This window comes from Deminuibacter soli (assembly GCF_003412455.1).
GTDB classification, from domain to species: domain Bacteria; phylum Bacteroidota; class Bacteroidia; order Chitinophagales; family Chitinophagaceae; genus Deminuibacter; species Deminuibacter soli.
In genome coordinates, this window is record NZ_QTJU01000004.1 from 193,759 (window position 1) to 215,328 (window position 21,570).

Genomic DNA, 21,570 nt, shown 5'->3' on the forward strand with positions numbered 1-21,570 from the left:
GAGGCCATCTTTCGATGACCTTTTTTTCGTGATCCTGTCAGGATTCAAACCTGAAACCTGAATATGATGAGCGCCAGCGGATGATTGTGGAACCTGTGAAAGCAATGCCGGCATAATTATTAAAAGCCCTGCAGATTAATATCGTCACTTTCCAATATCGCTACTTTTTTCCCCATCTTTTTCTGGATAATGCCAAAATGATGCTGGTCTTCAGGACAAACCAGCGAAATGGCCCTGCCCGAAAGGCCTGCCCTGCCTGTACGTCCAATGCGGTGAATATAATCTTTGGGAGAACGTGGCAGCTCGTAGTTAATAACTATAGGCAATTGCTGAATATCAATACCCCGCGAAGCAAGATCAGACGCTACCAGTACCCGCAGCTTGCCTGCTTTAAAACGTTGCAGCGTTTCAAGGCGCGCAGTCTGGCTCAGGTGCCCGTGCAAAGAAGCTGCCTGTATCCCGTTTTTAATAAGTTTGCCGGTAAGGTTATCTGCTGTTCTTATGGCAGAGGTAAACACCAGCACCTGCTGCATGTTTTCATGCTTTATGAGGTAACGTAAAAGCGGCCCCTTACGTGCCTGGGTTACATGGTAGGCAAGTTGTTCAATAAGATCAATGTTGTGCTCTTCTTCTTCCACTTCAATTGTTGCCGGCTGGTGCAGCAGGTGACGCTGCATGTCTTTAATATCTTCACTGGCAGTGGCAGAGAACAACAGGTTCTGGCGTTTGGCCGGTAGTAGCTGAAACACTTTATCCATCTCTTCTTTAAAGCCCAGGTTCAGCATTTTATCGGCTTCATCCAGCACCAGTATATCTACCTGTGATAAGTGCACGGCTTTATGGTCTATCAAATCAATCAACCGGCCTGGTGTAGCTATTAATATTTCGATGCCATGCAATGCCTTCATTTGCGGGTTGATGGAAACTCCGCCATACACTGCCATTGTTTTTATTTTGTTTGGCAGGTGAGTGCCGAAGGTTTTACAAACATCACTTATCTGTATAGCCAGTTCACGAGTGGGCACTAATACCAATACCCGCACATGCCTGTCTTTTTTTTCTACGCTGCGCTGGCACAATTCCAGTATAGGCAATACATAACCGGCAGTTTGCCAGAGCCGGTTTTAGAGATGCCCAGTATATCTTTTCCCTGGAAGATAGCAGGAATAACCTGTTGCTGCACAGGTGTAGGCTGTGTAAATGATTGCTCGCCTATTGCCTTTAATAATGGTGCAGATAAACCCAAATCGGAAAATGCCATCTTCTATTTTTGTGCAAAGCTATTGTAAATACCGCGCTTTATGGCTTGTAAAGCAAGTGGAGTATATACAAGCCGGGTGAGAGGTTCAACGCGATAAAAAAAGAACAGGCTTCCATTGGAGCCTGTTCTTTTAAGTGATCCTGTCAGGATTCAAACCTGAAACCTTCTCATCCGTAGTGAGATGCTCTATTCAGTTGAGCTACAGAACCAATCCTGTTTGGGGGTGCAAATATAGGGGTTTATCATCGTTAGTAAAAAAATAATTGCCAAACCATAATAATAAATGCTTATTTATGGGTAAATTTCTATCAGGCAAACACCAGCGAATATGCAATGGCGCGTTTTGCTGCATGCCTGCTTAAACATCAGCCCGTATGAAATTTACCGGTATTGGATTTTTGCTTTGCTTGTTTAGCTGCAACTTTCTTTTTAGTCAACAGCCAGGCAATGATCTGTTATTGATCCAGAAGCACAATGCAAAAATGTCGCAATACCTGCTGCAAAAGAATATCAATGGATTGAAAACATTATTCGCAGCGGGCGCTATTGTTATGCCTGAATACCATCCGGCCATATACAGCAACGAAAGCATATTCAACTACTATCAATCCTGGTTCGACAGCACCACCACGCGTCTTTATCAAAAGCATACACTGGATGTTCAGCGTTCCGGAAACTACTATATAGAAACTGGCGCTTTTACCTGGCAGTTCAGCAAACAGAACAATACCACCACTTATACAGGCAAATACCTTACAGTATGGGAAAGAACGGATACCCTTTTTCAAATAGCCGGCACTGCCTGGGGCGCTGACCGGCCTATTGCGCCAAATACTTTTTTATTTTCCCGTAAAGACCTGGCAGATCCCGTTCCAGTCCCGCCGGCAAGCCAATTAACAACCGCACTGGCGCAAAGAAATGAGGGCATTACCACGTTGGTTAAAAACCGGCAGGGTCAACAACATGCATTACAATATTTCACCAACGATGCCATGTATCTTACGTATGATAGCCCTGTGTTTTCAGGAATAAAAGACATTTGTAATTACTTCAGTGAACACGAGAAGCCCGGAGATGTAATGGTAGATTCGTTAAAAATTTCCGCAAGCAAAATCATAGATGCCGGTACACTCAAAATAGAATTTGGTTACTATACCATTGATGTACGATGGCAAGGAGGCGGCGGTCGCTTCACAGGCAAAAGCATTAATATCTGGCGAAAAGAAGAAGACGGTTCATATAAGCTGTTCAGGCAAATGGTTAACCACACCTGATGAGGCAGGCTGATCATTTCACCGCTGCCAAATAAAAAAGCCCTCCGCTTGTGCAGAGGGCCTTGTGACCCTGTCAGGATTCAAACCTGAAACCTTCTCATCCGTAGTGAGATGCTCTATTCAGTTGAGCTACAGAGCCATTCCCTATTGGGGTTGCAAATATAAGAACGTTTTTGAAATCAAAAAATATCTTACTGCTTTTTTCAGTTTTTTTATTCGTAAATGCCTGCTGCTGTTTTTTCTGCAACAGATTTGGGCAGTAACCACACAAAAAAGGCAGCCAGTTTATTCAATGCACCGGTAATTACTTCTTTTTTGCCTGCCAGCATGCCTTCCACCGCTATACGCGCTACGGTTTGGGGTGCCATATTGAATTTTTCTGCCGCTTTAATGGCTTTTGCACTGGTAATATTGGCCCTGCTGGCAAAATTGGTATCTGTTGCCCCAGGGCAAACACAGGTTACCGATACAGGGCTTTTGCGCAGCTCGTAGTGTAACCCCCTTGAAAACGTTAATACAAAGGCTTTAGAGGCTGCATACAGGCTTAGGTAGGGCACGGCCTGGTAAGCGGCAGAGCTGGCGATATTGAGGATATACGCTTTGGGCTGGGCCTTCAGCTGCGGCAATAACAAGGCGCACAGGTCAACCAGCACATTCATGTTCACCTGCATCATATTGTTGTTTTCGCTGAGGCTGTGTGTGCCAAAGACGCCGTTTAATCCATAACCGGCATTGTTTACCAGTACACTGATGTCGAATTTGTTTTGCGTGCACCAGTTAAACACTTCCTGTGCTGCATCGGGTTTGGATAAATCAATGGAGAGGTATTGTGCATCTACTTTGTGTGTGTGGCTGATTTCCTGCGCCGCAGCCTGCAGCTGGGTGCTGTCGCGGGCTATTAACAGTACGTTGTATTGCCTGGCTGCCAGTTCGTTGGCTATGTCTTTTCCGATGCCTTTGCTGGCGCCGGTGATCAGTGCATATTTCATACTGCAAGGTTAGGGATTTTTTGTTTAGGTGGTATCCGCCGTTGGCGGAGCGTGTCTTCTTGAGTGAATGGTGAATAGTGAATAGTGAATTTTTTCGGAGCGGAGCAACAGAGCGGATTACTGTTTTTTATTCACTATTGCCTATTCACTATTCACCTGTTTTGCCGCAGGCAAAACAAAAAAGCCCCGGAGGGCTCTTTGCAATAATGTATGTTGGGTGGTTGTATAAGGGAAAGCAGGAATGGGTTACCTGGTAATGCCTTTCGTGGTAAAGCGATGGTAAAAAGGTGTTTTGCTGTGCTCGTCTTTGGGTTTGTATTTGCCCGTGATAAACGGGATATACATTACCCTGCGGCGGCTTTTTTCACCAATATGGGGCGATTGTTGTACCCTGTGCCATAAGCGGCCATCATGCACCGATAAATCGCCTGCATGCATGTTAAAACCTACTTCGCGGTTGTCGGGATTATTGTCTACGAAATACTTTTTGGCAAACAGCAGTTTAAACATGTTCTGTTTGTGTGTGCCGGGTATTACGCGCAGGCCGCCGTTTTCGTAGGGGCAGTCGTCCAGGTGTACCCCCACATTGAGCATAGGCATAATTTTCTGGCCCAGGAACAGGTCTCTCGGGGCATCGGTATGCCAGCCCATTTGCGAAAAGCTGCTGTTTTCTGTGCGTACGTAGTTATTGAAAACCAGGCCGTCTTTTTCGTTTTCACCTATACGGCCTTCGTACGGGTACAGTAAATCGAGCAGTATTTTAATGCGCGGGTTATTGATTAATTCGTGTAATGGATCGCTGTATAAAGAAGAAAAACAGAGCCTTTGTATGGTAGGCGCTCCTTTTTCATCTTTACCGTATTTCAGTGGTATGCCGTTTATTTTATCCTTTCCCTCCCTTATCCACATTTCCTCCAGCCGCTTGCCTTCAGACAGGTAAAGTTGTACAAGTTCCTGGCTAATAAAATTCCGGAATACAATGAAGCCATTTTTATGAAAAAATTCTACCTGTTCTTCAGTCAGTTGATCTCCAAGTGTAAAATCAGGTACTTCAAAGTTTCTCATTGCCTAACTAGTTAAAATAGCTTATTAAATTATTACAAAATTGTGAAGTTTAAATTAAAAATTGACATTGCAATTTTTTTTTAGTAATATCTTAATCCGTTATAATCTATAACATTTGTTCTTCTTGGGTTTTATTGGTAGAAAATAAGCGCAGAAAACTTTTTTTAACAGCTATTCTGCACCTGTATAAACGTTCATTTTAATCAATTGCATTTATCTTGCGCCACTAATTCTTTTTCCCTTGAGGAATCAAACCCTGCTTACTGTACTGTGCCTGCTGCTGCTTGTTTCCACGTCTGTGATCGCCCAAACCGATACGCTGTCGCCACCGCGTAAAAACCTGCTGGTGTTTCCCGTAGTGGCCAAATCCATCGAAACCAGCTGGTCGTTTGGCTCCGTAGTGTCCTGGACCTACAAAACGGCGCGGAAAGATACGCTTTCCCGCACGTCGAACCTGCAGGGATTGGGTTTATACTCCCTTCAGCACCAGTTTATTGCGGCCATTAACGGCAGTGTTTACTTCCCCAAAGAGCATTACATCCTCAATCACCAGCTTTCGTACAGCGCCTTCCCCGATAAATTCTGGGGCCTTGGCAATGCTTCACCCGATTCAGCTGAAGAAGCATACAAATTCAAACAATATTATATATACCTGCACCTGATGCGCAAAATAGGCCGCAACTGGTTTGCCGGTGTTTTATACGAGCAGCAGCGGTTGCTGAGCCTCGAATACAAACCCGGCGGGTTGTTCGACCAGGAAAAAGTACCCGGCAAAAACGGTTACCTGGTATCGGGACTGGGTTTAAGCCTTACTTACGATAACCGTACCAATGCTTTCTCCCCGTCGAAAGGAACCTTTGCACAGGTATATTTTAACCATTTCGATTCTTATCTCGGGTCAGACTTCAAGTATACCAATATTGTGGTAGACTTCCGTCAGTACCTCCGTATTTATAAAGAGCAGGTGCTGGCCCTGCAGCTGTTCGATTTCTCGAATTTCGGCGGCGCGGTGCCATTGCGCAGCCTGGCTTCGTTTGGCGGCTCAAACAGCATGCGCGGTTACTACGATGGCCGTTACCGCGACAAACAGCAGCTGGTGTTGCAGAGCGAGTACCGTATCCCGGTATACCGCCGCTGGGGTGCCGTAGCATTTGCCGGTATTGGCGATGTGGCTTCGTCACCTGCTGCGTATGAGCTTAAAACGTTAAAATATTCTTACGGCGGGGGCATTCGCTTTGCGCTGGATACAAAAGAAAAACTGAACCTGCGCCTTGACTATGGCTTTGCGCGCGGACATAATTCCGGTTTGTATTTTCAGCTGGGTGAGGCGTTTTAAATGTGGTTAAGCGGCAGTTCTGTCACGGGGGTACGGAAGAAGCTATATCAGGCAGCAGGATCGAGGTCGCGCTGCGCCAGTTTTTTTGCCAGTACATAACAGCCGGTTGTAAACAATGGTGCTGCCAGCACATCACTGGTATAATGCACATGCTGCAGCAATACCAGGAAGCCTACCACTACTGTAGAAGCGAGTGCAATATACTTGTCGGTTTTCTTTTCAAGACATAAAAATATCAGGAACTGTGTGCCGGTATGCCCCGAGAAAAAAAGATCTTTTGTTATAAACGTTTGGCCGTAACAAAGATTGCTCAATGGGTCCATCAGCGGAATTAAGCCGTGTGGCGGGTTTAAAGGCACCAGTGATATAGTAAGTACCCTGGCCAGGCAAAGTACCACAAATCCATAACAAAAAGTAAGCAGCATTACAGGCTTGCGGATGGCGCGGTTTAATGCAAACAGGGCCATGCCCCAGATAAGGATAAACAAGGGTATCGATACATCGCGCGGGGTTAACAAATCCAGCACAGGATCGGCCAGCTGATAACCTTCTCTTTTTTCGATGTGATGAAAAAACATGGGGAAACACACGAGCACAAGAACGAGCGCAACGCTAACAGTCATCAGCCGTCTCTTAAAGTACAGCTGTTGCCACGCAGATTTCCATTGCTCTTTAAGGAGGGCAGTGTTTAATTTGTTGGTTGTTTGCATACTATTCTACCGGCAGCATATTGCAGCTAATACTACAGGTTGGGCGATAAAAATAACAAAAAGTTCATAACAAAGATTTTTTTTAACAGGAGCGGCGTGGGAGTTGGGGAGATCACGGTGAATAGTCAATAGTGAATAAAAAAGCCGCCACTGTTGCGTGGCGGCTTTCGGGAATCGACAGTCGACAGTCGAGACGATCTCAGCGAGTTTATTGGTGAATGGTGACAATGGAACAATTAAACAATGCAACCATTGAACCTTCTAGTAATGCCATCTTACGAAGGCTTCCATGGCTGCGTATTGCGACAGGCCCAGCTGTGCGTACAGGTTGGCGGTGTTGCTGTTGCGGTCTTCGGCTCTTTGCCAGAACTCGCGGTTGTCGCTGCCCTGGAAAGGCACCATGTCTTTCTGGCTCTGGTGAATGAAAATGCCGTAGCGTTTTTTCATTACCTGGTCGGGGCTCATCGGTATCGCCATTTCAATATCGGCAATATCCCATTCCTGCCATGCGCCTTTGTACAGCCATACCCAGCAATCTTTCACCCATTCGTCACCTGCTGCTTTAATACGGCGCAGGCTTTCGAAAATAATGTCCAGGCAAACTTTGTGTGTGCCATGCGGGTCGGCCAGGTCACCTGCGCAATATACCTGTTGTGGTTTCAGTTCGCGCAGCAGTTCTATGGTAATGCGGATATCTTCTTCACCCATCGGATTTTTTTCGATGGTGCCTGTTTCATAAAAAGGCAGGTTCATAAAATGCCAGTTGCCTTCTTTCAAACCCACATAACGGCAGGTTGCCTTGGCTTCACAACGCCTGATCAGTCCTTTGATAGAACGGATCTCTTTTGTATCTATCGCATTTTTCTTTTTGCCTGCCAGGAATTTCTGTGCATCGGCCAGCACCTGTTTGCTGGTATTGCTGCCGTCTATGTTAAACATGTCTTCAAAGCCCACGGTAAAATCGAGGAAGCGTGTTACAAATTCATCGGTAACGGCAATGTTGCCGCTGGTTTGATACGCCACATGCACATCATGCCCCTGGTCGTGCAGGCGCATAAACGTACCGCCCATGCTGATGATATCATCATCGGGGTGTGGTGAAAATATCAGGCTGCGTTTGGGGTAAGGTGTGCTGCGTTCGGGGTGTGCAGGTATCACTGCATTGGGTTTGCCGCCGGGCCAGCCGGTAATGCTGTCGCGCAGCAGGTAATACACCTGCAGGTTTATTTCGTATACATCGCCTTTTTCAACCAGCAGATCGCTTAAGCCGTTTTCGGTATAATCGGCTGCGGTAAGGCTCAGTACGGGTTTCTCGAGTTTCAGTGCCATGTGTACCACGGCGCTTTTAATCATGGCAGGTGTCCATTCCACTTCACCGGCCAGCCAGGGGCTTTTAAAGCGGGTTAAGTCGCCTGCAGCGGCTTCGTCGAGCACAAAGGTTACGTTGTTGTGCTGTTGCAGGATGCTGGCAGGCACCTGTTCGGTTACATGGCCTTCTACCGATTTGGAGATGATAGGGCCTTTGCTGCCCCAGGCCATCAGCAAAATGCGTTTGGCTTTTAAAATGGTGCTGATGCCCATGGTGATAGCCATGCGCGGCACTTTGGCAATATTCTGGAACTCCCGCGCATTGGCCATGCGGGTGCTGTTATCGAGGTTGATTAACCTTGTTTTGGAAAAAATGCTGGAACCCGGTTCGTTAAAACCGATATGGCCGTTGTTGCCGATGCCCAGTATCTGCAGGTCAATGCCGCCGGCATCTTCAATCTGCTGCTCATAGCTGGCGCAATGTTCTTTTACTTTGTCTTTGGGTAATTCACCGTTGGGGATGTGAATATTGGCGGGGTTAATATCTACCTGGTTAAACAGGTGGCGGTGCATAAAGCTGTAATAGCTTTGCAGTGCCTCGCGCTCAAGCGGGTAATATTCATCGAGGTTGAAGGTGATTACATTTTTAAAGCTCAATCCTTCTTCCTTGTGCATACGCACCAGCTCTGCATACAGGCTGATAGGGGTAGAGCCTGTGGCCAAACCCAGCACAGCAGGTACGCCCGCCGCGTTTTTCTCCTTAATTAATGTCGCAATTTCCCGGGCTACGTATTTTGATCCTTCCTTTGGTGTGGTAAAAATCTCAACGGGAATTTTTTCAAATGAATCAACCATATCATTAAATTTTTAATATATGCCAGCAGTGCTGTCTTTTCGGGAAAACCTTACTGCCACCATTGCTGCGCAACGTGCAGTTGTTTTCACTGTATACAAGTACGGCTGTTGACCTGTTAGCAGTACTTTACACCAAGGGGTATGCGATGTAAGTGAGTGGCAAAGGTAAATTGTAATGCGTAGCAACGAAACATTTTTTCTTAAATAGCACAAACGATTGCAGATAAAACAAGCATTAGTTTGCGCATGGCTTTAATGGCCTGGCTTAATAAATTGCGTGCTACCTGGTAGTTGATCTGCATTATTTCGCTGATCTCTTCGTACTCCATGTTTTTGTAGAAGCGGAGGTATACAATTTCACGCTGCCTGTTGCTGAGCTGGCTTAAAAGGGCAGCTATTTTTTCGGCCCTGGCCTTGTCTTCTTCGGCCTGTACCAGCAGGGTTTCGCGGTTAATGGCAAAAGGCATGTCCAGCACACTGTCGTCTGCCGGGTATATGATCTTTTTGTTATACAGCTTTTTGTATAGCTTATATTGAAGTGCTTTGAAAAGATAGGCGCGCAGGGAGCGGATGGATGATTTGTGTTTATTGCTCCATAATTCGGTAAACAGTTCCTGGATGGCATCTTCCAGCAGCGCTTTATCGGCTGTAAGCTTGCAGCCAAAGGTAAAGAGGTGCGGATAGTATTCCCTGAACAACAGCCGGAACGCCTGCTGGTCGCCGTTGAGTGCGTCCTGCCACCATTGTGCATCATTGTTAGAAATCGCTGCCAATCGCTAATACCGGGGTTTAATATGGAAAGATAAAGTTTTCACAGAATAATTGCTGTACAGAATGGCTGGTTTAAATAACAATGTTTAAACGCTTATCAGGCAATTGTTTAGGGAAAATAAAAAAATAAGTCCATGTGCCCAGCAAAGCATGCAAAAAATAAAAAAGAAAGTTTTTTGATTACAAAAGCGAAATAGGCTGTACTATTATTGTAAAGACGCATTTTTTTCATGGATATAAAGTATACAACGCCCGAAGCGTTTCTGGAAGATGCAGGTTTTATAGGCTGGTTAACCGGCACTGATACTGCGCAGGCGAAGGCATGGGGCGAGTGGATGAATGCGCATCCGGAAATGCAGCCGGTGGCCGATGCGGCTGCCCGCATATTCAATGAGCTGCATGTGCCCGAAACAGTTGCAGAAAGCCAGGTAAACCAGGCCGAAGCACGCCTGCAGCAAGCTTTACGCGGCACCGGCAAAACAGTAAATTTATATCGTAAATGGATAGGCATTGCTGCGGCAGCAGCCGTTCTCGCGGTAGTTGCAGCCGGCTTCTTTCTATACAGGAATAACACGCCCAATCCCCTGCTGCAAACATCTTACGGACAAACGACCAGTAAAGTGCTGCCCGATGGTTCTGAAGTAATGATGAATGCCAACAGTACCATTGAATATACCAATGGCTGGCAGGATGGAAAAGACAGGGAAGTGTGGCTGAAAGGGGAGGCCTTTTTTCATGTAAAGAAAACACCCAATAAGAGCCGTTTTATTGTACATACCGGGACAGTAGATGTCATTGTTACTGGTACAAAGTTCAATGTTGATACCCGTGACAGTTTGATGCATATATTGCTTACTGAAGGCAGTGTTACGCTGAAAACAAACGACGGACAGGAGATACACATGAAACCGGGCGATTACGCCCTGCTCGATTCACAGCATCACCTGCAGCTGAAAACAGCCCGTGAAGAATCGGTACTGGCATGGAAAGAACACAAACTTGTATTTGATAATACCCCCATAAAAGATGTAGTAACCGCAATAGAACAGCAGTATGGCCTGCATGTGAAACTGGCCGATGAAGCCACCGGCAGGCAAACGGTGAGTGGGATATTGCCGAACGACAGTCTTGATGTATTGCTGCAGTCGTTAGAGGGACTTACCTACAAAATAACCCGTGATCAGGACACCATTACTATTGCAAAGCCCTGAGCGAGGATAAAGTCATAGCACGAAAAAGATACAGGCTCAACCCTAAACCGTAACGTTTAATATATCATCAGCATCAATTAGTCGATTCTCTTCCATTTGATACACTGCTGCATGCCTGTAAAAGCATGTGCTGTGGTGTATTATACCTTGGAAAGACACCAGTAAGCTTCCTTTGCCAAAGCCAATTGTAACGAATACTACCATTACTTAAACTGCAAACAACAATGAGAAAATCTTATCCTATCCGGATGCTAGGCTGCTTAGTGGGAGCGCAGCTGCTGAGTATTGCGGGCTATTCTCAAAACGTGTACGCTTATACGCCATCCAAAACTGCAAGAGTTGCAGCGGCGTCGTATGCCGTATACGATAAAGAGGATACACGTAAACAGCGCCTGTTTTCCGTTCTGAAAGAATTGAACAAGGAAAAAGGCGTTTACTTTCTTTTTTCCGAACAGGAACTCGGCACCACCCTGGTGAACAATGTAACCGAGAAAAAAGCCAACATTACCAGAATTCTGGACGAGGTGTTGAAAAACACCGGCCTCACCTATAAAAAGATTAACGAGAACACTTATGTTATTGTTATGGCCGACGATAAAAGCGGCAAGGAACAGGGCTTCAACATGAACGGACTTGCCGTGCCCGACGATGTGGCCAATATGTATGGTGCCGCATTTGCCGCTATTGTAGGTAAAGTAACCTCTGCCGACGGCGCACCGCTGGCTGGTGTGAGTGTAATGATTAAAGGCACCAAAAAAGGTGTATTCACCAATGCAAATGGCGTATTTAAAATAGATGCGGATAAAGGCGATGCGCTGGTATTTTCTTTTGTAGGATACGAAAGCTTTGAAGCCACTGTCGGCGACGAGCCTTTAAACGTAACACTGAAAGAAAGCCAGAAGCAATTGAATGAAGTGGTGGTAACAGCCCTGGGTATTAAAAAACAATCCAGGTCGCTTGGTTATTCTACTACCGAAGTGCCGGGTTCCAACTTCACACAATCGCGCGAAACCAACCTGGGTAACGCCTTAACCGGCCAGGTTGCCGGTGTAAGTGTGGCAGGTGAAGCTACCGGCCCTTATGGTGGCAGCCGCGTGTTAATACGTGGTAATGCTTCGCTGAGCGGTAACAACCAGCCACTGTATGTAATTGATGGTGTGCCCTTCGATAATACCAGCCAGGGTTCTGCAGGCCAGTGGGGGCAGCAGCCTGAAATGGGCGATGGCTTATCCACCATTAACCCGGACGATATTGAATCCATACAGGTACTGAAAGGTGTGGCTGCATCTGCACTGTATGGCTACCGTGGTGGTAACGGCGCTATCCTTATCACTACCAAATCGGGCGCTAAATCACATGGCTTTGGTATTGAATTAAACAACAACTTCACCGCCAACAGGGTAATCGACAACAGTGATTACCAATACCAGTACGGCCAGGGTACGCTGGGTGTTAAACCTACTACTGCCGATGCTGCGCTGGCTACCCCTTACAACAGCTGGGGCGCCAAAATGGACGGCTCGCAGGCGGTCAACTTCCTGGGTGAAAGTTATGCTTACAGCCCGTACAAAAACAATTTCAAAGACTTCTTCAGAACCGGTGTAACCAACCAGACTTCTGTTGCGCTTACCGGTGCCAATGATAAAGGCCATTTTCGACTGGGCCTGTCTAACATGTACCTGAATACGGTTATTCCCAACTCTAACCTGAAACAGCAGGGGGTAAACTTCAACAGCACGTACAATATTACCAGCAAATTGCAAATGTCACTCTCTGCCGATTATGTGTTTGAACAGGTGAAAAACCGCGCTTCGTTTTCCGACGCACCGGGCAATGTAATGGCCGTGCCACTGTATGCAGCCAATACTTTCGACATACGCTGGCTGAAAGATCACCGCGTAAACCCCGATGGTACAGAATGGCTGCCAGGTACGGATATTTATTTTGAAAACCCGTATTACATTGCCTACAACTACCAGAACAAAACCAACCGCAACAGGCTTACGGGCAACCTGCAGCTGAAATACAACATCCTTGACTGGTTGTATGTACAGGGCCAGGTAACACGCGACGGTTATATTTTTGATGTAACGAATATTACCCCATCCGGTGTGCAATACACCCGCCACGATGGTGTGCACGGTGGTAACATTACCCAGTACGAAGTAAACTACCATGAGCTGAACAGCAGCTTTATGGTGGGTGTTAACAAGAAATTTGGCGGAGACTTTACTTTCAATGCCAATGTGGGTGTAAACAGGCAGGATAATGTAAACCAGGCATACGGCGTGGGTTCAGTACCTACCTATAACCCAAGCATTGCAGCACCTGCACCTGCCGGTCCGTTTATCATTGCCGATTATTACACACCCAACAACGTTGCCAGCAAGCCCTTTAACTTAACCTACCTGCATTACCGCGTAAATTCGGTGTATGGCAGTGCTGACCTCGGTTACAAAAACTTCCTGTTTTTATCTGTTACCGCGCGTAACGACTGGTTCTCTACTTTAAATGTAAATACCAGCAGCTACCTGTATCCTTCGGTAGCAGCCAGCTTCGTGTTTTCCGATGTGCTTAAAATGCCCAGCTGGATCAACTTCGGTAAACTGCGTGCTTCCTATGCAGGCGGTTCAAACGGTACGTCTCCTTACCAGAACGCACTTACCTACGGCCTGCAGGGTTATACCATCAGCGGCCAGCCGCTTGGTTATGTAGCTTCACAGGCTATTCCCAATGCTGCTTTAAAACCCGTAAGCATCAAAGAACAGGAAATTGGTTTAAACATGCAGTTCCTGCATAACCGCCTGGGACTTGATGTAGCGGTGTACAACAAGAAAACAACGGATGACATCGTTAAACTCACGGTAAGTCCTACTTCCGGTTACAACCAGAAAGTGCAGAACGTGGGTGAAATACGCAACCAGGGCATAGAGTTGCTGTTAACCGGCACACCTGTTAAAACACGCAATTTTTACTGGGATGTATCGTTCAACTTCGCTTACAACAAAAGCAAGGTGTTAAGCCTGGGCGGTTTGCAGAGCATTGTGGTAGATGGCGCTTACCCGCGCTGGGGTAGCGAAGTGAGTATTAGCAATGTGGTTGGCCTGCCTTACGGGCAAATTATGGGCTATGGCTACAAACGCGATGCAGGCGGCAACAAAATCTTCGACAAAAACGGAGAGCCTGTACCTACAGATGTTATGCCGCTTGGTTCAGGTGTGTACAAACAAACAGGTGGTTTGAACAACGAACTGCACTATAAAAACTTCTCGCTGGCCTTCCTGTTCGACTTTAAATTCGGTGCTAAAATTTACTCAGGCACCAACCTGCTGCTGTACTACTACGGTTTGCAGAAAGAAACACTGGCAGGCAGGGATGGCGGTTATGTAGGTCGGGGTGTAACAGAAGACGGCAAGGTGAATACCACCAAAATCAATGCAGAGAAATACTTCGAAGATATCTCAGCCGGCGGCAGTGACCATATCGCGGAAGAGTTTGTGTATGATGCCAGCTTCATCAAGCTGCGCTCTTTATCGATCGGTTATTCAATACCTGCATCAGCTTTGAAAAACAGTTTTATCAAGGGATTAAGCGTATCACTCGTAGGGCGTAACCTGGCTACACTGGTTAAACACACGCCCAATATCGATCCCGAATCGAGCGTGAACAATACCAATGGCCAGGGACTTGAATTATCCGGTTTCCCTGCGGTGCGCAACTACGGTCTTAATGTGAACGTGAAATTTTAATGATTAATGCTTCAAAATTCAAGTATGAAAAGTAAACTGCTTATAATGGCTTCTGTTACTGCAGGGATGCTGCTGGGAGCCGGTTGTAAAAAAGACTTCGAACAAATTAATACAGACCCCAACCATACCACGGTAGATAAAATGGATTTCAACTTTCTTTTTACCAGTGCACAGCTGATTACCTCGGGTAACAGTGATGCCAATGGGTATGAAGACTGGCGTAATAACCTCATTTATTCTGCCTGTATGATACAGCACCTGTCATCTACCACCGGGTATTGGGACGGCGACAAATATTTCTACAATGCCAGTTACAACTCAGCTTACTGGGATAATAACTACAACAACAGTTTTACCAATATTGTAGAAGTGGTAGAACACACGAAAACAGATCCGGCCAAGGCCAATTTCTACAACATTGCGCGCATCTTCAAAGCATTCATGTTCCAGCGCATAACGGATATGTATGGCGATTGCCCGTATTCGCAGGCTGGTCTGGGCTTTATCAGCAACATTACCTCACCCAAATACGATAAGCAACAGGATATTTACAACGACCTGTTTAAGGAACTGCAGGATGCAGCCTCCAAACTTGACCCGGCTGCCGCCAATACAGTTGGCAAGGCCGATCTGTTATACGGTGGCGATGTTGGTAAATGGAAAAAGTTTGCCTACTCTGAAATGGTACGCCTGGCCATGCGTTTAAGCAAGGTGGATGCTGCCAATGCACAGAAATGGGTGCAGGCAGCAGTTGCAGGTGGTGTAATGGAAGGTAATGGCGACAATGCCATTCTGCAGCACGATGCCAACGGCGGTACACCTACGCCCAATGGTTCTGGTTTGATCCTGATTGGTAATGACCCTACCGCGTCAAGGCTTAGCCAGACTTTTGTAGAGCTGCTGAAAGCCAACAGTGACCCCAGGCTTAGCTATCTCGGTACTGTATGTGCCGATCCCGGCGTAACCGGTGATATGGGCGATACCACGGCTGCTGTGCAGCTGGGGCAGCCCAATGGCTGGGATTTAAGCGGCAGCGAAAGGGATATTGTTTATGCGCCTAACTATCCTGGTGTGCGCGACCCCGCTTCGCATGACGGCACCAATAAATACTCAGTGGTAAACAGGTATACTTTTTCCCGTCTCGATGCACCTACTGCCTTTCTTACATACGGCCAAACGCAGCTGCTGCTGGCAGAAGCAGCCAGCCGTGGCTGGATAAGCGGTACTGCGGCTGATTATTATAAAAATGGTGTTTCTGCTTCTATTACGCAGTTGGTACAGATGGGGGCAGGCCCGTCAGGTGCTACGGCCGATGATTATGCAAAGGCACATCCGCTAAACGATGCTACTGCACTGGAGCAAATCAACAACCAGTACTGGATCGCGACTTTTATGGATGAAAATGAATCATGGGCCAACTGGAGAAGAAGCGGTTACCCCACTTTAACACCGGTGAACTATCCCAATAACAATACCAACGGCACCATTCCCCGCCGTTTTACTTACCCGCAGGGTGAGCCTTCTACCAACGCAGCCAACTACAAAGATGCTGTGTCAAGGCTGACTGACGGCGATAAGATGACTTCAAGGGTTTGGTGGGATAAACAATAAAAGAAAAGCCCGGCAAAGCCGGGCGTTTCTTTATTGTTAGATTGTTTTGATACCAAAAAGGAGCCCTCGGGCTCCTTTTTTTATTTATTCAATGGTTCATTAAGATTCGGATAGTAAGTCACTTTCCATAAGTCGTAGCGTTTGAATTGCTCACCGAGGCGTGTTTTAAAGCCTTCCAGGTCGCGCGCTTCCTGCGGGCTCCACAGTACTTCGCTTACTGCTTCCATGCGCGGGAATATCATGTATTCTACTTTGGCAGGGTTGCTGATGTATTCCGTCCACAGGTTGGCTTGTGCACCACGCACGTGTTTGGCAGCCGCTGCGCTTAATGCGGCAGGTATGGGGTTGTAGCTGTACACTTTGGCCAGTGATAAAAAGCCGCCGATGGTTAAAGAATCTTCGTTCTTTTTCTGCGCATGGTCAATATACATCCATTCGCCCGGCGTCATGATTACATCATGGTTTTGGCTGGCTGCTTCAATGCCGCCTTTTTCACCGCGCCAGCTCATTACTGTTGCATTAGGGGCTAAGCCGCCTTCCAGAATTTCATCCCAGCCAATAATCTGGCGGCCTTTGCTGTTGATGTATTTTTCAATACGCTGTATAAAATAGCTCTGCAGGCCATGCTCATCTTTCAGGTTGTTGTCTTTGATCAGCTGCTGGCAAAAGGCTGATTTTTTCCAGTAGTCTTTGGGGCATTCGTCACCGCCAATGTGAATGTATTTTGAAGGAAAGAGCGCTATCACTTCATCCAGCACATCCTGTAAAAATTTGAAGGTGTATTCGCTGGGGCAATACACATCTTCGTACACACCCCATGATTGCTGCACCTGTTTGCCGCTTTTGCTGCCGCTCCAGGTTACGCCCTTGTGTATAGGGGTAGCCGAATCGGGAAAGCAGCTCAGCTGCGGGTAAGCAGCGATGGCCGCAGAAGAGTGGCCAGGCAGTTCAATTTCAGGGATCACGGTTACAAAACGATCTGTTGCATATTTCACGATCTCTTTTACCTGCGCCTGTGTGTAGTAGCCGCAATGTTTTTCGTTGTCGTTGCCATTGCCCGGGTGGTGACCGGTAATGGTACCGTTGCGGCAGCTGCCTACCTGTGTAAGTTTGGGATATTTTTTGATTTCTATGCGCCAGCCCTGGTCTTCGGTCAAATGCCAGTGAAAGGTGTTGATTTTATGCAATGCAAGAAAATCGATGTACTGTTTTACAAAGTCCACGCTGAAGAAATGGCGGCCCACATCCAGCATCATACCACGGTAGCCGAAACGTGGGTAATCTTCGATGTCTACAGCCGGTATATTCAGCGATTTGTCGTCTTCTACAGGTAATAGCTGCAGCAGGGTTTGCATGCCGTAAAACGTGCCCTGGTGGCTGTCTCCGGTGATGCTGATTTTATCGGGTGTTACATTCATGGTATAGCGCTCGGCATTGTCGGGCGCTTTAATGAAAGTAGGCGTGGTTAACTCGATAAAATTGCGGCTCGCCTTTTTGGCTTCTTTCAGTTTAAAGCCATAGAACTTTTGCAGGTAATCGTTAAAGAAACGGATAGTTTTTTCTTCACCGGTTGTGTTTACAATTACGGTTGAAGGCGTAAGAATAAAATTGCCTTCCTGCGTGGTGAGCTTCACAGGCGCCGGTATAATGGATACGGGCGACTGGCCAAACAGCTGACTTGCCAACAGGAGGCAGGCTGCGATCATTGTTTTTTTCATAATGACTATTTCAGAATCGGTAATATGATTTTGCTGACGTGTGCTGCGTTATGATAAATGCGGATAGCTGATTTCTTGAAATCACCGGGGTTGCAATGATAGATATCGATGAACTGCTGCGGGTTGCGGTCAACCAGCGGGAACCAGGAGCTTTGAATCTGTACCATCATACGGTGCCCTTTTTTAAAGGTGTGCGCCACATCGCCCACTTTGTAACGAACGGTTTCAATTTTATTGGGTGTAAAGGCTTCCGGTTTTTCAAAGCTGTTCCTGAAGCGGCCACGGAATATTTCGCCATGTACCAGCATTTCGTAACCACCCATGGGGTAGGTTACAGGCGCCTGGTGACCGGTTACGGCTACTTCATTGCCATAGCTGAAATTATCAGGGAACACGTCGATGATCTTTACTACATAATCCGCATCGGTAGTGGTGATGCTGGTTTGCAAATCTGCGAGTACAGTACCGGTTACGGTCACATCATCTGTCAATGTATCGGTTTGAAATACCAGTACATCCGGGCGGCGTGCAGCAAAACGCTGGTCATCGGTCATGTATTCCCTGGTTCTGCCAAAATGCACGTCTTCCGTATAGGGAACGGGTTTGGCCGGGTCGCTGGTATAATCGCTGAAGCCGCCTGTTGCCGTTGGAGCAGTAAAGCTGAGACCACCATTTTCGTGCAGGTACAGGGCTTTGTCTTCTGTGCCGGCAGGCGGCCACTGGCTGAATTGTTTCCATTCGTTGGCGCCGGTAATAAATACATTGGCTTCTGCAATCTTCGGTTTATCGCCTTTGTTTTTCAGGAAGTAGTTGAAGAAAGGGATTTCAATATTCTGCTGGTACCAGTCGGATGTGTTGGCGCCAAAACGCACATTGCCCAGATGTGTACCATCAAGGCTGGCCCACTGACCATGAAACCAGGGACCCATGACTATTTTGTTGAAGTCTTTGCCGGGATTGTTCTGCTCCGCTGCACGGTAAGCATTCCATGCGCCCCAATTGTCTTCTGCATCGAAGTTACCGCCTACCCATAACATGGCAGGTTGCAGTTTAACGGTGGCGTTTCGGGCGTCGCGTGCTTTCCACCAGGCATCGTAGTTGGGATGTGCATAGAGGTCTTTCCAGAACAGTACGCTATCACCCATCAGCTCGCCCAGTTTTTTGAGCGAACCTGCTTCGAGGTAAAATTTATAGTTGTCATGCGTAGGATACTCAAACCCTTTGGGGCCAATGGTTGTAGGCCTGGGGCGTGGTTTGCCGAAGGAGGTATAAAAGGCAAAACCATCCATCTGGAAGAATGCGCCGTTGTGATGAAAGTCATCACCCAGGAACCAGTTGGTAACAGGTGCCTGCGGGCTCACTGCTTTCAACGCCGGGTGATTGGATGCTGCGGCCATGGTAGAATAAAAGCCGGGGTAGGAGATGCCAAACACACCCACATTCCCGTTGTTACCCGGCACATGCTTCACCATCCAGTCAATGGCATCGTAGGTATCGCTGCTTTCATCAATCTGCCGGCCTGTTTTGGTGGCATTGAATGGACGAACATCTTCAAACACCCCTTCACTCATCCAGCGGCCGCGCACGTCCTGCGTTACGATAATATAACCTTCCCGGATATAATTTTTAAGATACGATTTCCATAACCGCGGTGCCCATTTATCGCTGCCGTATGGCGCACAGGAGTAAGGCGTGCGGGTCATGAGGATGGGATGTTTCTCTGCAGTATCCTTTGGCATATAGATACTGGTAAAAAGCTGCACGCCATCGCGCATGGGGATGTACTGTTCCAGTTTTATGTAATGGTCCCTTACCCAGGCAGAATCTGCATCCTGTGCCATAGCGCAAAACGGCAGCAGGGTCATCATGCCCAACAGAAATCGTTTCATAGCAATGTTCTTTTGTTTGTATTTACAGTGATGCTATGAAGATACGGAAGGAGTGTTGTTGACGCGCAGCAGAATGGCATTGTTTTGCCGGGATGCCTTAAGCAAACGTTTGCGTGTGATGGTGAACTATCGAGAATCGACAGTCGAGACTAACTTGGGTGAGGAGGTGGCTGTGGGGACACAGCCACGGGCATGGTAAATGTTACTTCCGCCAAAAGCGATTTGTGGCAAACAAGCCTGGAGCTCGCAGCTTGCAGCTGTTCTCCAGCCATTCAGCAATAAGGCCATCTAACCATTAAAAAAGCCTCCCGGGGGAGGCTTTTCTGTATTAATCGATTTTGGTAACCTTCAACAAGTTGGTGGGGAGGTGTAATTTAACAGGGGTGCTGCCTGTGTTGATTACAACGTCGCCGGTTTTGATGAAGCCTCTTTCTTTCAGGATATCGATCTGGTCGAACATGATATCATCCAGGCTTTCTTCTTCATCGTAGTAGAAGGCGCGTACACCCCAGCTTAAGCTCAGCTGGTTTACCAGTGATCTTTCTTTGGTGAAGATGTACAGCGGTGATTTGGGGCGGTAGCTGCTCAGTACAAAGGCGGTGTAACCACTCTGCGTCATACCGATGAGGGCATCGGCATTAATGTCGCGGGCAATTTTACAGGCATTGTAACAAACGGCATCACTCAGGAAAGAAGGTGAATGCGACTGTGGCTTCAGGTCTTCTTCGCGGTTGTAGCGGTATTCTGTTTTTTCTACTTCGAGAATGATTTTGCGCATGGTTTCCACTACCAGTGCAGGGTGCTGGCCGGTAGCAGTTTCACCGCTCAGCATCACGGCGTCGGCACCTTCCAGAACGGCGTTGGCCACGTCGGTGATTTCGCTGCGGTTGGGTTTAACACGGTCAATCATGCTTTCCATCATCTGGGTAGCAACGATAACCGGTTTACCACGGTGAATACATTTGCGGATGATATCGCGCTGCGCCATAGGCACTTTTTCAACAGGCAGCTCAACACCGAGGTCACCACGTGCAACCATCACGCCGTCTGATTCAACCACAATGTTGCGGAGATCTACCAGTGCAGATGGCATTTCAATTTTGGCAATTACTTTGGCAGTGCTGTTACGCTCGGCCAGTCTGCGTTTCAGGTCAACAATGTCTTCTGCTTTACGCACGAACGACAATGCAATCCAGTCCACATCCTGGGTAACGATAAATTCAAAATCAACGATGTCTTTTTCTGTCATCGCAGGCAGTGAAATAGCAGTATCAGGCAGGTTTACGCCTTTTTTGGGGTACAGGGTACCACCGTATGTTACGGCAACTTTTACATCGCCTTCTTTGGTTATTTCGATAACGACTACTTCCAGTTTGCCATCGTCGATCATGATTTTGTCGCCTACTTTCACATCGTCGTGCAGGTTGGGGTAAGAAACGTAGATCCTTTCTTTGGTACCTACTACTTTTTCTTTGGAAGTAAATGTGAGAATATCACCGGTAGCAATGGGCAGCGCACCGTTTTCAATTTCACCTACACGCAGCTTAGGTCCCTGCAGGTCGGCGAGAATGGAAATATTGTAAGGCTCGGTTTTATTGATGCTGCGGATGTGCTCAATGATTTTCGCTTTGTCCTCATGATTGCCATGCGAAAAATTGAGACGGAAAACGTTCACACCTGCCTTAACCAGTTCCAGTAATTTTTCGTACGTGTCACAGGCAGGACCTACTGTTGCAACAATCTTAGTTTTATGGAAAGTGTGTTCAATACCTGCTTTCATATCCATTTCCTTGTGCAGGTATTTTTCAATGTTTTTTGACATG

General features: G+C 47.0%; 14 protein-coding genes, 2 tRNA genes and 1 pseudogene. 5 read left to right on the forward strand and 12 right to left on the reverse strand.

Annotation, left to right across the window (positions count from 1 at the left end; all coding sequences use genetic code 11):
- Window positions 1-119: 119 nt before the first annotated feature.
- From DXN05_RS13255 to DXN05_RS13260, 3 genes and pseudogenes are all read right to left on the reverse strand, one after another.
- Window positions 120-758, reverse strand: coding sequence for a helicase-related protein (locus DXN05_RS13255; RefSeq protein WP_394337521.1), 639 nt, complete (start codon window positions 756-758; stop codon window positions 120-122).
- Window positions 738-1,261, reverse strand: a pseudogene (locus DXN05_RS25255) (DEAD/DEAH box helicase); the annotation flags it as partial. The pseudogene DXN05_RS25255 and the gene DXN05_RS13255, both read right to left, overlap by 21 nt.
- A gap of 135 nt (window positions 1,262-1,396) precedes the next feature.
- Window positions 1,397-1,470: transfer RNA gene (locus tag DXN05_RS13260), tRNA-Arg, on the reverse strand.
- A 273-nt stretch (window positions 1,471-1,743) separates the two neighbouring features.
- Here DXN05_RS13260 and DXN05_RS13265 point away from each other — a divergent pair.
- Window positions 1,744-2,535 carry a DUF4440 domain-containing protein gene (locus DXN05_RS13265; RefSeq protein ID WP_158559241.1) on the forward strand — a complete coding sequence of 264 codons (792 nt, stop codon included), beginning with the start codon at window positions 1,744-1,746 and terminating at the stop codon, window positions 2,533-2,535.
- A 65-nt stretch (window positions 2,536-2,600) separates the two neighbouring features.
- Here DXN05_RS13265 and DXN05_RS13270 read toward each other — a convergent pair.
- The 3 genes from DXN05_RS13270 to DXN05_RS13280 form a co-directional block, all read right to left on the reverse strand.
- Window positions 2,601-2,674: transfer RNA gene (locus tag DXN05_RS13270), tRNA-Arg, on the reverse strand.
- A 73-nt stretch (window positions 2,675-2,747) separates the two neighbouring features.
- Window positions 2,748-3,524, reverse strand: coding sequence for an SDR family NAD(P)-dependent oxidoreductase (locus DXN05_RS13275; RefSeq protein WP_116847752.1), 777 nt, complete (start codon window positions 3,522-3,524; stop codon window positions 2,748-2,750).
- A gap of 246 nt (window positions 3,525-3,770) precedes the next feature.
- Complete coding sequence (locus DXN05_RS13280; RefSeq protein WP_116847753.1) at window positions 3,771-4,589, reverse strand: phytanoyl-CoA dioxygenase family protein; 819 nt, start codon at window positions 4,587-4,589, stop codon at window positions 3,771-3,773.
- Window positions 4,590-4,830: 241 nt separating this feature from the next.
- Here DXN05_RS13280 and DXN05_RS13285 point away from each other — a divergent pair, with 241 nt between their 5' ends.
- On the forward strand, window positions 4,831-5,925 hold the full coding sequence (locus tag DXN05_RS13285; protein ID WP_211330046.1) for a BamA/TamA family outer membrane protein: 1,095 nt from the start codon (window positions 4,831-4,833) through the stop codon (window positions 5,923-5,925).
- Window positions 5,926-5,972: 47 nt separating this feature from the next.
- Here the strand turns inward: DXN05_RS13285 and DXN05_RS13290 are convergent, their stop codons facing one another.
- The 3 genes from DXN05_RS13290 to DXN05_RS13300 all read right to left on the reverse strand — a co-directional run bounded on the left by DXN05_RS13290 (window position 5,973) and on the right by DXN05_RS13300 (window position 9,571).
- Window positions 5,973-6,548 carry a phosphatase PAP2-related protein gene (locus DXN05_RS13290; protein ID WP_211330047.1) on the reverse strand — a complete coding sequence of 192 codons (576 nt, stop codon included), beginning with the start codon at window positions 6,546-6,548 and terminating at the stop codon, window positions 5,973-5,975.
- Between the two features lie 348 nt (window positions 6,549-6,896).
- Window positions 6,897-8,798 carry a glucosamine-6-phosphate deaminase gene (gene nagB, locus DXN05_RS13295; protein WP_116847755.1) on the reverse strand — a complete coding sequence of 634 codons (1,902 nt, stop codon included), beginning with the start codon at window positions 8,796-8,798 and terminating at the stop codon, window positions 6,897-6,899.
- A gap of 200 nt (window positions 8,799-8,998) precedes the next feature.
- Window positions 8,999-9,571, reverse strand: coding sequence for an RNA polymerase sigma factor (locus tag DXN05_RS13300; protein ID WP_116847756.1), 573 nt, complete (start codon window positions 9,569-9,571; stop codon window positions 8,999-9,001).
- 228 nt (window positions 9,572-9,799) lie between these two features.
- Here DXN05_RS13300 and DXN05_RS13305 point away from each other — a divergent pair, with 228 nt between their 5' ends.
- The 3 genes from DXN05_RS13305 (at window position 9,800) to DXN05_RS13315 (ending at window position 16,140) form a co-directional block, all read left to right on the forward strand.
- Window positions 9,800-10,780 carry a FecR family protein gene (locus DXN05_RS13305; protein ID WP_116847757.1) on the forward strand — a complete coding sequence of 327 codons (981 nt, stop codon included), beginning with the start codon at window positions 9,800-9,802 and terminating at the stop codon, window positions 10,778-10,780.
- 224 nt (window positions 10,781-11,004) lie between these two features.
- Window positions 11,005-14,529 carry a SusC/RagA family TonB-linked outer membrane protein gene (locus DXN05_RS13310; RefSeq protein WP_116847758.1) on the forward strand — a complete coding sequence of 1,175 codons (3,525 nt, stop codon included), beginning with the start codon at window positions 11,005-11,007 and terminating at the stop codon, window positions 14,527-14,529.
- Window positions 14,530-14,553: 24 nt separating this feature from the next.
- Window positions 14,554-16,140 (forward strand): SusD/RagB family nutrient-binding outer membrane lipoprotein, encoded by a 1,587-nt coding sequence (locus DXN05_RS13315; protein WP_116847759.1) that lies wholly within the window; start codon window positions 14,554-14,556, stop codon window positions 16,138-16,140.
- Between the two features lie 80 nt (window positions 16,141-16,220).
- Here DXN05_RS13315 and DXN05_RS13320 read toward each other — a convergent pair whose 3' ends face one another.
- The 3 genes from DXN05_RS13320 to pyk form a co-directional block, all read right to left on the reverse strand.
- Window positions 16,221-17,858, reverse strand: coding sequence for a beta-N-acetylhexosaminidase (locus DXN05_RS13320; protein ID WP_116847760.1), 1,638 nt, complete (start codon window positions 17,856-17,858; stop codon window positions 16,221-16,223).
- A 5-nt stretch (window positions 17,859-17,863) separates the two neighbouring features.
- Complete coding sequence (locus DXN05_RS13325) at window positions 17,864-19,747, reverse strand: CocE/NonD family hydrolase (protein ID WP_116847761.1); 1,884 nt, start codon at window positions 19,745-19,747, stop codon at window positions 17,864-17,866.
- A 328-nt stretch (window positions 19,748-20,075) separates the two neighbouring features.
- On the reverse strand, window positions 20,076-21,569 hold the full coding sequence (gene pyk, locus DXN05_RS13330; protein WP_116847762.1) for a pyruvate kinase: 1,494 nt from the start codon (window positions 21,567-21,569) through the stop codon (window positions 20,076-20,078).
- Window position 21,570: the final 1 nt, after the last annotated feature.

What these genes read in the sequence shown, in the direction of transcription:
- DXN05_RS13265 (WP_158559241.1), top strand. Translation starts at nt 1,744, where the DNA reads ATGTCGCAATACCTGCTGCAAAAGAATATCAATGGATTGAAAACATTA.
- DXN05_RS13305 (WP_116847757.1), top strand. Translation starts at nt 9,800, where the DNA reads ATGGATATAAAGTATACAACGCCCGAAGCGTTTCTGGAAGATGCAGGT.
- DXN05_RS13315 (WP_116847759.1), top strand. Translation starts at nt 14,554, where the DNA reads ATGAAAAGTAAACTGCTTATAATGGCTTCTGTTACTGCAGGGATGCTG.
- DXN05_RS13320 (WP_116847760.1), bottom strand. Translation starts at nt 17,858, where the DNA reads ATGAAAAAAACAATGATCGCAGCCTGCCTCCTGTTGGCAAGTCAGCTG.
- DXN05_RS13275 (WP_116847752.1), bottom strand. Translation starts at nt 3,524, where the DNA reads ATGAAATATGCACTGATCACCGGCGCCAGCAAAGGCATCGGAAAAGAC.
- nagB (WP_116847755.1), bottom strand. Translation starts at nt 8,798, where the DNA reads ATGGTTGATTCATTTGAAAAAATTCCCGTTGAGATTTTTACCACACCA.
- DXN05_RS13325 (WP_116847761.1), bottom strand. Translation starts at nt 19,747, where the DNA reads ATGAAACGATTTCTGTTGGGCATGATGACCCTGCTGCCGTTTTGCGCT.
- pyk (WP_116847762.1), bottom strand. Translation starts at nt 21,569, where the DNA reads ATGTCAAAAAACATTGAAAAATACCTGCACAAGGAAATGGATATGAAA.
- DXN05_RS13255 (WP_394337521.1), bottom strand. Translation starts at nt 758, where the DNA reads ATGGATAAAGTGTTTCAGCTACTACCGGCCAAACGCCAGAACCTGTTG.
- DXN05_RS13280 (WP_116847753.1), bottom strand. Translation starts at nt 4,589, where the DNA reads ATGAGAAACTTTGAAGTACCTGATTTTACACTTGGAGATCAACTGACT.
- DXN05_RS13310 (WP_116847758.1), top strand. Translation starts at nt 11,005, where the DNA reads ATGAGAAAATCTTATCCTATCCGGATGCTAGGCTGCTTAGTGGGAGCG.
- DXN05_RS13290 (WP_211330047.1), bottom strand. Translation starts at nt 6,548, where the DNA reads ATGACTGTTAGCGTTGCGCTCGTTCTTGTGCTCGTGTGTTTCCCCATG.